We start from the raw sequence: 11,375 nt of genomic DNA, 5'->3' as shown, positions 1-11,375 counted from the left end.
TCTTCCTCCATCTGGCGCAGATCGCGGCGGATGGTATCAAGGGATGCGTGAAACAGGGCGGCCAGATCGTGGATATGAACCGTGCCCTGGCTGCGCAGAAGTTTCTGGATTTCTTCCTGACGGCTTGAAACACTCGACATCGATATGCCTGTTTTGCATGTTGTGCATGTATTGCCGATATTGGTTAGCCCGGACATGCAAAAGCGTCAATAGAAAAACCGGCCAGACGAGGATCTGACCGGTTTTGCGGAAAAGCAGTCTTTGGCGGTTTATTAGGCTTTATCAAGTGCCTGGGTCAAATCCGCCAGAATGTCATCAATATGTTCGATGCCAATCGACAGACGGACATAGCCATCGGTCACACCAGATGACAGGCGATCTTCCTCTGAGAGCTGGCTGTGAGTCGTGGTGGCCGGATGAATAGCGAGCGAGCGCGTGTCGCCAATATTGGCCACGTGGTAGAACAGCTCCAGCGAGTTGATGAATTTCTCGCCGGCATCTTTGCCGCCGGCCAGTTCAAAGCCCATCAAAGAGCCCAAACCACCCTTGAGGTATTTGTCCGCACGACGGCGGGCTTCGCCATCCTGTTTGCTGGGATGGATGACCTTGGTGACTTTCGGGTGGGATGCCAGGAAGTCGGCAACCTTGAGCGCGTTTTCGCAATGGCGTTCCATCCGAAGCGGCAAGGTTTCCATTCCCTGAATGGTCTGGAAGGAATTGAACGGCGATGCCGCGGCACCAACATCGCGCAGCAACGTGCAGCGCAGTTTGATTGCGTATGCCACCGGGCCAATCGGTTTGACGGCCTCGGTCCAGACGGCCCCGTGATAGCTGGGATCCGGTTCGTTCAGAAGCGGGAAGCGTTTGGCGTGTTTTTCCCAATCAAACTTGCCCGAATCAACAACGATGCCGCCAACCGAGGTGCCGTGACCGGCAATGAATTTGGTGGTCGAATACATCACGATGCTGGCACCGTGGTCGATCGGTTTACAGATCACCGGGGCGGCGGTGTTATCGACGATCAACGGAATGCCCAGATCATCGCCGATATCGGCAACCTCGCGGATCGGGAAGACTTGCAGTTTCGGGTTGGGCAGGGTTTCGGCATAGAAGGCACGCGTCTTGTCATCGGCAAGGCGACGGAAGTTTTCCGGATCGGCCGGATCGGCAAAGCGGACTTCGATGCCCATCTGTTTGAAGGTGTTGGCAAACAGGTTCCAGGTGCCACCATAAAGGTCGGTGGAACTGACGATGTTGTCGCCTGCCTGCGCAATGTTCAGCACCGCAAAGGTCGATGCCGCCTGGCCTGATGCCAGTGCAACCGCCGCAGCACCGCCATCAAGGGCCGCCACGCGCTGTTCAAGCACATCATTGGTCGGGTTCATCAGGCGGGTATAGATGTTGCCCAGTTCCTTAAGCGCAAAAAGGTCTGCGGCATGCTGGGTGTCGCGGAACTGATAGCTGGTGGTTTGATAGAGCGGGACGGCGACAGAACCGGTTGTCGGTTCGGCGCGATAGCCTGCATGAAGGACAATTGTTTCCGGCTTGGTCGAAGACATGATGACTGTTTCCCTGATTTATTGTGATTCCTGAGGCGAGGAGGGTATGCGCAGCGGCCCTGTATTCGCAAGGAAGATTTGGCGAAATGCCAGAGTGCTATGCACGTGATGGGCGTTCAGGATGAGAATTGTGATAATTCGGTACGATTATACCGAATGAATTGACAAGCAGCAGATTTCACGTTTACGTAAAGGGAAAATAGAAAATTAAAAGAGGCGGCGATCCAATGGAATTCAACCTGTCTGAAGATCAGCAGGCATTTGCCCAAGCTGCGCGTGATTTCGCGCAGAATGAAATGGCGCCATATGCAGGCGACTGGGATGCCAATCACACATTTCCCGAAGAAACCCTGCGCAAGGCAGCCGAACTTGGTTTTGCCGCGATCTACACCGGCGAAGAACATGGCGGCACGGGGCTTGGACGCCTTGATGCTGCGGTCATTTTCGAAGAGCTTGCGGCAGCGTGCCCGTCAACAGCGGCTTATATTTCGATCCATAATATGGCCTGCTGGATGATTGATACGTTTGGCAATGATGCGCAACGTGCGAAATATCTGCCGAAACTCGTCACGATGGAGCATTTCGCGAGCTATTGCCTGACCGAGCCGGGGGCAGGATCGGATGCCGGGTCGCTTCGCACCCGGGCCGAGCGCGATGGCGATCATTATATCCTGAATGGCGAGAAGGCGTTTATTTCCGGCGGTTCGCGCAGCGATATCTATGTCGTCATGGCGCGCACGGGTGATGACAGCCCGAAAGGCATTTCGACCTTTATCGTGCCAAAGGATGCCGAGGGGCTATCCTTTGGCAAGCTTGAAGAAAAAATGGGCTGGAACAGTCAGCCGACCGCAGCCGTTATCTTTAGTAATTGCAAGGTGCCGGTCGAAAACCGTCTGGGCGAAGAGGGCGAAGGTTTCAAATTCGCCATGAAGGGCCTCGATGGCGGGCGGTTAAATATCGCGGCCTGTTCGATCGGTGGTGCGCGTGCGGCAATGGAAAATGCCCGCGAACACATGAAAGTCCGCAAGCAGTTTGGCAAAAGCCTGGATCAGTTTCAGGCATTGCAGTTCAAATTTGCTGATATGGTGACCGAACTCGAAGCCGCCCGGCTGATGCTTCATAAAGGGGCATGGAAGCTGGATCACAAGACCGATGATGCCACGCAGTTCTGTGCGATGGCCAAACGGTTTGCCACCGATGTCGGCTTTAATGTCTGTAACGAAGCGCTGCAGCTTCATGGCGGATATGGTTATATTCGTGAATACCCCATCGAGCGGCTTTTGCGTGACTTGCGCGTGCACCAGATCCTTGAAGGTACCAATGAAATCATGCGCCTGATCATCGCGCGTGCAGCCCTGAAAGACTAGGTTATGAGCACAGTTTCAAATTCGCCGACTGAGACCGCAGACGCACCGGTTCTGTTTTCGCAGGACGGGCCGGTTGGGCGTATCCTGTTGAACCGTCCCAAGGCGCTAAACGCGCTTGATCTGGTGATGGTCGATATGATGATGGCGCAGCTGAAATCCTGGGAACAGGATCCATCGGTGAAGGTCGTCATTATTGAAGGGATGGGGGAGAAGGCATTCTGCGCCGGTGGTGATATCCGCGGCCTTTATGATGCCCGCAAGGTTGATGACGAAGAGATGCTTGATGCGTTTTATCGTCGGGAATATCACCTGAACCATTATATCGCGACCTATCCAAAGCCCTATATCGCACTGATGGACGGGATCACCATGGGCGGTGGTGTCGGGGTTTCAATCCATGGCCGGTTCCGGGTCGTAACAGAACGCACGTTGTTTGCCATGCCCGAGACCGGCATTGGCTTTTTCCCGGATGTGGGCGGGGGCTATTTCCTGCCGCGGTGTCCTGGCAAAATCGGGATGTATCTTGGATTGACCGGGGTGCGGATCAAGGCCGCAGATTGCCTTTATGCTGAACTTGCAACCCATGGGGCGGAAAGTGCGAAACTGGATGCCATCAAGAGTACACTGGCAAGTGCGGCTTGGGACGGTGATGGCTTTGCGATTGCCGAGGATATCCTCAATAAGCATGAAACGCCGTTCGGTTCAGCACCACTTTCAGAAATTCGCAGCGAGATCGATCATTGCTTTGCAGGTGACAGTGTCGCGGCGATCTTTGAAGCCTTGCGGACTGCGGCCAGTGCCTTTGGCACAGAGACCCTTGAGACGTTGCTCGGCAAATCGCCGACATCCCTTTGCGTCAGTTTCGAGCAAATCCGTCAGGGTGGCGATATGTCGCTGGCAGAGGTCCTGAACATGGAATATCGCCTGTCACAGCGCATGGTATGCAAGCCGGACCTGTTTGAAGGTGTGCGGGCGGTAATTGTCGATAAGGATCACGCGCCGAAATGGCAGCATGGCGATATCGGTCAGGTCGATCCACGCGAAGTGGCGGAATATTTCGAAAAACTGCCAAAAGACAAAGAGCTTAATCTTTAGAATGCTGGGCAGGGAACATCACCCTGCCAGATCACCATAAATTAGAACAAAACACCCAGATAGGGTGTCAGAGGAGACTTCAAATGGCGAATATCGGTTTTATCGGTCTGGGCAATATGGGCGGCCCGATGGCGGCCAACCTTGTGAAGGCCGGACATGCGGTCAAGGTATTTGATCTGTCGACAGATGCGGTGGCAAAGGCCGTGGAGGCCGGTGCCTCAAAGGCGGCATCGGTCGGCGCAGCGGCCAGCGATGTCGAATTTGTTGTCACTGTTCTGCCCGCAGGCAAGCACGTGCTGGGCGTTTATGATGGACCGGACGGTATCATTGCGCATGCCAAGCCGGGCACGGTTCTGATCGACAGTTCGACAATTGATGTGGACTCGGCCCGCAAGGCAGCCGAACTGGCCCGTGCGGCAGGTCTTGGCGTTGTTGATGCCCCGATCTCTGGCGGGACGGCCGGTGCGGCGGCAGGGACGCTGACATTCATGGTTGGTGGATCTGAAGCGGACTTTGCCAGTGCGCAGCCTATTTTGGCGGGCATGGGCAGCAATATCATCCATGCCGGTGACAGCGGTGCCGGGCAGGCGGCAAAGATTTGCAACAACATGGTGCTTGGTGTCAGCATGATCGCAGTTTCCGAGGCCTTCATGCTGGCAAAGCGCCTTGGCCTGGATGCCCAGAAACTGTTTGAGGTGTCTTCAAAGGCATCAGGTCAGTGCTGGGCTTTGACAAGTTATTGCCCGGTCCCGGGGCCGGTTCCGACGTCCCCGGCCAACCGCGATTATCAGCCGGGATTTGCGGTGGATATGATGCTGAAAGACTTGAAGCTTGCCCAGCAGGCATCAGCGGCATCTGGTGCAACAACCCCGATGGGAGCGTTGGCCGAAAGCCTGTATGCGCTTTATTCCAATGGCGGCAACGGTGGCATGGACTTTTCGGCCATCGTTAAAATGCTTGATGGCGAGAAATAGAAGTACCCAGAAGCGGTAGCAAACGAGCGGGTCCGGATTTCCGGGCCCGTTTTGTTATATGTTGCGTTGTCTGAAAATGGGAGCACAATAGACAAGTCCATTTTTGATAACAGCAGTGCATCAATGACCTCACGCTATAACACCTCGAACGAGATTTATTTTGAGCTTCGGCAAGTAGGCACCTATCTGCGGTGTACGGCCATTGACGGCAAAACAGGCGTGGAAGTGACTGTTGCCGGACCTGTCAGCCGGAATCCGGAACAACTGAAGCGCGTTGCTGCACAAAAACTTGAATACGTTCTCAAAAAGGGATAATTTATACAATATAAAGCGTAGGTGACTTTCGAAGTCAGTGTTTTATGCCAATTTCAAATCCTGTTTTGGTGATTTTCACTAAAATGTCAAAGCGGCTTGCAGGGTTTGAAATCGTGTGTCTAATGTCCTCGCTCTAATCGCGCTCTTTATGTAATGGTCGCAAAAAAGAATGACCGGCATAGAGGGTTAAAACCGGGGGTTACCCGATAACAATAAGACGGAGGCTTTGCGGGTTTGCCAGGGGGCTATGGGGAGACAGTGTCTCATCCAATCATTACATCTGTGTGTGAATTGATACCTTCTGCTGATCTGGCGAAGTCCTTGTATGTCTGTGCCAAATCTAAGGTTGTGCAATGGATTGGGCTTATTTCCTACAACAATTGATCAATGGTCTGACGCTGGGGGCCATTTATGGTCTGATCGCCATCGGTTACACGATGGTTTATGGCATTATTGGCATGATCAACTTTGCGCACGGTGAGATCTATATGATCGGTGCGTTCCATTCCCTGATTACCTTCCTGATCTGTCAGGCTGCCGGTATCAGCGGAATTCTACCTCTTACCCTTCTTTTGATGCTGTTCGTTTCAATGGTTCTGACCTCTGTCTATGGTTGGGGCGTGGAACGGGTTGCATATCGGCCGCTGCGCGGCTCATTCCGTCTGGCAGCTTTGATTTCTGCCATCGGCATGTCCATTTTCCTGCAGAACTTCGTTCAGATTTCGCAGGGTGCGCGCGTGAAACCGATGCAGCCGCTTGTTGAGGGCGGAATTACCCTGATGGAAAGCGCGAATTTCGACGTTCAGCTCAGCTATATGCAGATCGTGATTATCGTTCTGACATTTGTGCTGATGGTTGTCTTCTCGCTGCTGATTGCCAAAACCTCCCTGGGCCGCGCACAGCGTGCCTGTGAGCAGGATCGTACAATGGCAGGCCTTCTGGGTGTTAACGTTGACCGCACCATCTCGACCACGTTTGTCATGGGTGCTGCCCTGGCATCGGTCGCGGGGATGATGGTGACGTTGTATTACGGCGTGATCGACTTCTATATCGGCTTCCTTGCCGGTGTTAAGGCGTTCACCGCAGCGGTTCTTGGCGGTATCGGATCTTTGCCGGGCGCAATGCTTGGTGGTCTTCTGATCGGTCTGATCGAGGCTTTCTGGTCGGGCTATCTCACGATTGAATACAAGGATGTCGCAACGTTTGGCATTCTGGTTCTTGTGCTGATCTTCCGTCCGTGGGGTCTGCTCGGCAAGCCGGAGGTGGAGAAAGTCTGATGTCTGCTGCATTTGCTTCTTCTCGTACCAATGGCTCGGAAGTGGTCAAGGAACTTGCGTTCTTTGCCGTGATCGCGCTGTTGATGTCGGTCATGCTCCTTGGTGTCGAGACGGTTGACCGTCCGACCGGTCTGGAACTGGCTGTGCGTTGGGATCTTGTCCTGATTGCAATCGGGGCGACTGTGATCGGGCGTCTTGGCCTGATTTTCCGCCGCGAGAACATTTCACGTCTCGGCCAGGCCGTTCTGATTACGCTTTCTGCCGTTGCCGTTTTTGAAATGTTCGTACGTTTCCGCGAACTTGACGACCGTTGGGTTTCGCCGGTGGTTCTTGATATGGCGTTTGGCAGTGTGGTCAGCACCATCGTCGGTATCGCGTTTGTGGCGATCATTTTTGCCACGGCCTATTTCACGATGAAAGACAAGACCGCGGCTGATGTCGATGAAAGCGCCAAACTGTCGTCCAAAATCCAGTTGGCGTATCGTTCGAACACCAAGAAAATCGGTCTGATCGGGATTATCTTCTTTATCATTTTCCCGTTCATCTTTGGCGAAGACCGTTCCGCGATCGACCTTGCGACCCTTGTGATGATTTACATCATGCTGGGGTGGGGCCTGAACATCGTGGTTGGTCTGGCCGGTCTTCTGGATCTGGGCTATGTGGCGTTCTATGCGGTCGGGGCGTACTCCTATGCATTGCTGTCACAGAACTTCGATCTGAGCTTCTGGCTGTGCCTGCCGCTGGCCGGTATCTTTGCGGCAAGCTTCGGGATTATCCTTGGCTTCCCGGTTCTGCGTCTGCGCGGTGACTATCTTGCGATCGTGACCCTTGGTTTCGGTGAGATTATCCGCGTTGTTTTGATCAACTGGTATGACCTTACCGGTGGTCCGGACGGGATTTCGTCAATTGAACGTCCGAGCTTCTTTGGTATGGCCGATTTCTCGCGGCGTGTTCCGGACGGTGCGATTGGCTTTAACGAGCTGTTTGGCATGGAATACTCGTCCATGCATCGCCTGATCTTCCTGTACTACCTGATCCTTGTGCTGGCACTGGTGACGAACTTCGTGACCCTGCGTCTGCGCAAATTGCCGATCGGGCGTGCCTGGGAAGCGTTGCGCGAAGACGAGATCGCCTGCCGTTCCCTTGGCATCAACCCGACCAACACCAAGCTGTCGGCATTTGCCATCGGCGCGATGTTTGGTGGCTTTGCCGGTGCGTTCTTTGCAACCCGTCAGGGCTTTATCAGCCCGGAAAGCTTCACCTTCCTTGAATCAGCTGTGATTCTTGCGATTGTGGTTCTGGGCGGCATGGGCAGCCAGATCGGCGTCGTGTTGGCGGCAATTGTGATGATCGGTTTCCCGGAAATGTTCCGTGAACTCGCCGAATATCGCATGCTGATCTTCGGGGCAGGTATTGTTGCCATCATGCTCTGGCGTCCGCGCGGTCTATTGTCCTTCCGTGATCCGACCATTCTGCTCAATATGAGCCAGAAAGAAAAAGTTGCCGGAGAAGTCAAATGACCGACAACAAACTGCTTGAAGTCGAACATCTGACCATGCGTTTCGGCGGACTGGTCGCGATTGATGATCTTTCTTTCAATGCCAACAAGCGTGAAATCACAGCCATCATCGGCCCGAACGGGGCAGGGAAAACCACTGTGTTTAACTGCCTGACCGGGTTCTACGTTCCGACCGAGGGTCGCCTGACCCTTCATGCCGACGATGGCCCGCGGTTGCTGGAACGGACCGAAGGGTTCCGCATTCCACGCAACAAAGGTGTTGCCCGCACGTTCCAGAACATCCGCCTGTTTACCGGGATGACGGTTCTGGAAAACCTGATCGTTGCCCAGCATAACCGACTGATGGAGGCCTCTGCGTTCTCTCTTGCCGGTTTGTTCAACCTTGGCAAATATGCCAAGGCGGAAAAGGAAGCGGTCGAAAAGGCGGAGTTCTGGCTGGAGAAGGTCGGCCTTTATGCGCAGGCTGACTGGAATGCCGGTAACCTGCCATATGGTTCCCAGCGTCGCTTGGAAATCGCACGTGCCATGTGCACCGACCCGTCACTGCTTTGTCTGGACGAGCCGGCTGCGGGCCTTAACCCGCGTGAGTCGGCGGAACTGAACGTTCTGTTGCAGAGCATCCGTGATGATCAGGGCGTTGGCTGCCTTCTGATCGAGCATGATATGAGCGTTGTCATGCAGATTTCCGACCATGTGATCGTTCTTGACTACGGTAAGAAGATTGCTGATGGCAATCCAGAGGCCGTCAAGAATGATCCGGCTGTTATCCGCGCCTATCTTGGCGAAGAAGAGGATGACGAGCTTCCGCCGGAAGTTGCTGCCGACCTTCATCTTGATCCGAAAGCGCAGTGAGGGAGTCCATCGATATGTCCATGCTTAAAATCGAAGGTGTTCATACCTTCTATGGCAATATCGAAGCCCTCAAGGGCATTGATATGGAAGTCAATGAAGGTGAAATCGTCACCCTGATCGGTGCCAACGGTGCCGGCAAAACCACGTTGCTTATGACCTGCTGCGGTTCGCCGCAGGCCAGCAAGGGGCGCATTCTGTTTGAAGGCCAGGATATCAGTCGCATGCCAATGCATGAGATCTGCCAGCTTGGTATTCAGCAGTCGCCGGAAGGGCGTCGTATTTTCCCGCGCATGTCGGTTTATGAAAACCTTCAGATGGGCGCAATCACCCAGGATCCGAAATATTTCAATTCGGATATCGAAATGGTGTTTGATCTGTTCCCGCGTCTGAAGGAACGCATCAACCAGCGTGCCGGCACGATGTCTGGTGGTGAACAGCAGATGTTGGCGATTGGCCGTGCCCTGATGGGCCGTCCGCGTCTTCTTCTGCTTGATGAGCCGTCACTTGGTCTGGCGCCACTGATCGTGAAGCAGATTTTCGAAACGGTTGAGAAGATCAACCGCGAGAAAAAGATGACGGTCTTCCTCGTTGAGCAGAACGCATTCCATGCGCTCAAACTGGCTCATCGTGGATATGTGATGGTCAATGGCAATATCACGCTCTCGGGGACGGGTGCGGAACTTCTGGCAAACCCGGAAGTCCGCGCAGCCTACCTCGAGGGTGGCCACTAGGGAGTTCTGAGATGGAAGCGATTACGGGTACCAGCATTGGTGTCACAATCGGAATGACCATCATCCTGATGGGGTTCTGCGGTTTTATGACCGGTCAGGCCATCGCAAACACCTGGCGTCCTGCCTGGCAGCTTGTGCCTTATGCACTGTTGCTTGGCTGCGTTGACCGCTTCATGGTTTTTGCCCTGTTTGAAGGTGAGCTTCTTTCACTTTCCGGCTACATTTTTGATACGGTAATCCTGTTTGCAATCACCTTCGCGGCGTTCCGCCTGACGCAGGTGAACAAGATGCTGTCGCAATATCCGTGGCTGTATGAACGGGTTGGTCCGTTTGCGTATCGCGCCCGCGAAGGTGCTGATGTTCGCTGATATTTGCGGGGACGTTACGGGTCCCCGCATGGTTGCCCGATAACGGGCAATCATCTGGTTTGTACTTATGCGTCCCGAATACGGAGCGCTATGGTGCGAGGGAACTGAAACCGGTAATCGGCGATAAACACGGGCCGGTTTCAGATCCAAAAAGATGATTCTGTCATGGTGATGGAATCAACCTTTGGAACAGGGAGACTTCTCTTATGTCGAAAACCAAGCTCGGCCTTCTTGCCACTGCTTCCGCGCTTGTTCTTTCAATGGGTGTAGCAAAAGCTGACATCGTTGTCGCGACCGTTGGTCCGATGACCGGTCCGTATGCTGCATTTGGCGAACAGATGACCCAGGGTGCAGAGAAAGCAGTTGCTGATATCAACGCAGCTGGTGGCGTGAACGGCGAAATGCTCGTCCTCGAAATCGGCGATGACGCTTGCGATCCGAAACAGGCTGTTGCTGTTGCCAACCAGTTGGTTAGCAAAGATGTTGCACTTGTTGCTGGTCACTTCTGCTCTGGTTCCTCGATCCCGGCTTCGGAAGTTTACTTCGAAGAGGGCATCATCCAGATTTCCCCGGCTTCGACCAACCCGCAGCTGACCGAACGTGACATGGACAACGTGTTCCGTGTTTGCGGTCGTGACGATCAGCAGGGTGAAGTTGCTGGTAAATACCTGGCTGCAAACTATGGCGACAAGAAAATCGCCATCGTTCATGACAAACAGGCTTATTCCAAAGGTCTGGCTGACGAAACCAAGAAAAACCTCAATGCGAACGGCGTAACCGAAGCCCTTTACGAAGCAATCACCCCGGCTGAGAAAGACTACTCGGCTCTGGTGACCAAGCTGAAGTCCGAAGGCATCGAAGTTCTGTATTATGGTGGTTACCACACAGAACTCGGTCTGATCGTTCGTCAGATGCGCGCACAGGGCATGGACACCATGGTCATGTCTGGTGACGCGATCAACACCCTTGAATATTGGGCAATTACCGGTGATTCCGGCGAAGGCACGATCTTCACCGCATCGCCTGCAATTGAAACCGATCCGCGCAACGCCGACCTCGTCAAATACTTCGACGAAATCGGTTACAAGCCGGAAGGTTACACCCTGTTCACCTATGGTGCGATCCAGGCTTGGGCACAGGCTGCCAACAAAGCTGGTTCGACCGACTTCGAGCCGGTTGTAGATGCCCTGCATTCCGAGAAATTCGACACCGTTCTTGGCGAAATCTCGTTTGACGCCAAAGGCGACGTCGATGCTCCGGGTTACTGGATCTACACCTGGAAAGACGGTCAGTACACCGACGGTGCTATCCAGAATCC

12 protein-coding genes are annotated in these 11,375 nt (G+C 54.0%); 10 read left to right on the top strand and 2 right to left on the bottom strand.

The annotated features are described in order from the left end of the window. Both B3Z49_RS21310 and B3Z49_RS21305 read right to left on the bottom strand, forming a co-directional pair. The coding region (locus B3Z49_RS21310; RefSeq protein WP_296994708.1) for a DeoR family transcriptional regulator at positions 1–140 on the bottom strand (140 nt) is incomplete at its 3' end. A 132-nt stretch (positions 141–272) separates the two neighbouring features. Beyond that, positions 273–1,559 carry an O-acetylhomoserine aminocarboxypropyltransferase/cysteine synthase family protein gene (locus tag B3Z49_RS21305; RefSeq protein WP_064781443.1) on the bottom strand — a complete coding sequence of 429 codons (1,287 nt, stop codon included), beginning with the start codon at positions 1,557–1,559 and terminating at the stop codon, positions 273–275. A gap of 227 nt (positions 1,560–1,786) precedes the next feature. Here B3Z49_RS21305 and B3Z49_RS21300 point away from each other — a divergent pair, with 227 nt between their 5' ends. From B3Z49_RS21300 to B3Z49_RS21255, 10 genes are all read left to right on the top strand, one after another. After that, positions 1,787–2,926: an acyl-CoA dehydrogenase family protein gene (locus tag B3Z49_RS21300; RefSeq protein ID WP_296994684.1), complete on the top strand. Its 1,140-nt coding sequence runs from the start codon at positions 1,787–1,789 to the stop codon at positions 2,924–2,926. Between the two features lie 3 nt (positions 2,927–2,929). After that, on the top strand, positions 2,930–4,021 hold the full coding sequence (locus B3Z49_RS21295) for an enoyl-CoA hydratase/isomerase family protein (protein WP_296994682.1): 1,092 nt from the start codon (positions 2,930–2,932) through the stop codon (positions 4,019–4,021). 83 nt (positions 4,022–4,104) lie between these two features. Beyond that, the gene (mmsB, locus tag B3Z49_RS21290; RefSeq protein WP_296994679.1) at positions 4,105–4,995 is read left to right on the top strand and encodes a 3-hydroxyisobutyrate dehydrogenase; all 891 of its coding nucleotides are present in this window, start codon (positions 4,105–4,107) and stop codon (positions 4,993–4,995) included. Between the two features lie 123 nt (positions 4,996–5,118). After that, on the top strand, positions 5,119–5,310 hold the full coding sequence (locus B3Z49_RS21285; protein WP_008891119.1) for a DUF6898 family protein: 192 nt from the start codon (positions 5,119–5,121) through the stop codon (positions 5,308–5,310). Positions 5,311–5,663: 353 nt separating this feature from the next. Continuing rightward, on the top strand, positions 5,664–6,587 hold the full coding sequence (locus tag B3Z49_RS21280) for an ABC transporter permease subunit (RefSeq protein WP_008891118.1): 924 nt from the start codon (positions 5,664–5,666) through the stop codon (positions 6,585–6,587). After that, on the top strand, positions 6,587–8,107 hold the full coding sequence (livM, locus tag B3Z49_RS21275) for a high-affinity branched-chain amino acid ABC transporter permease LivM (protein ID WP_296994674.1): 1,521 nt from the start codon (positions 6,587–6,589) through the stop codon (positions 8,105–8,107). The genes B3Z49_RS21280 and livM overlap by 1 nt, the downstream gene beginning before the upstream one ends. After that, entirely contained in the window at positions 8,104–8,958 is an 855-nt protein-coding gene (locus B3Z49_RS21270) for an ABC transporter ATP-binding protein (protein WP_063089455.1), read from the top strand. The genes livM and B3Z49_RS21270 overlap by 4 nt, the downstream gene beginning before the upstream one ends. A gap of 20 nt (positions 8,959–8,978) precedes the next feature. Next, positions 8,979–9,689 carry an ABC transporter ATP-binding protein gene (locus tag B3Z49_RS21265; protein WP_008891115.1) on the top strand — a complete coding sequence of 237 codons (711 nt, stop codon included), beginning with the start codon at positions 8,979–8,981 and terminating at the stop codon, positions 9,687–9,689. A gap of 11 nt (positions 9,690–9,700) precedes the next feature. Continuing rightward, positions 9,701–10,057: a DUF6867 family protein gene (locus B3Z49_RS21260; RefSeq protein WP_008891114.1), complete on the top strand. Its 357-nt coding sequence runs from the start codon at positions 9,701–9,703 to the stop codon at positions 10,055–10,057. A gap of 206 nt (positions 10,058–10,263) precedes the next feature. Further along, positions 10,264–11,375: branched-chain amino acid ABC transporter substrate-binding protein (locus tag B3Z49_RS21255; RefSeq protein WP_008891113.1), on the top strand; the 1,112-nt coding region annotated here is incomplete at its 3' end.

Origin of the sequence: Thalassospira sp. UBA1131 (assembly GCF_002311515.1) — a bacterium.
GTDB lineage: Bacteria > Pseudomonadota > Alphaproteobacteria > Rhodospirillales > Thalassospiraceae > Thalassospira.
Note: the sequence above shows the minus strand (reverse complement) of the source record. Positions and strands in the feature narration are given on the sequence as shown.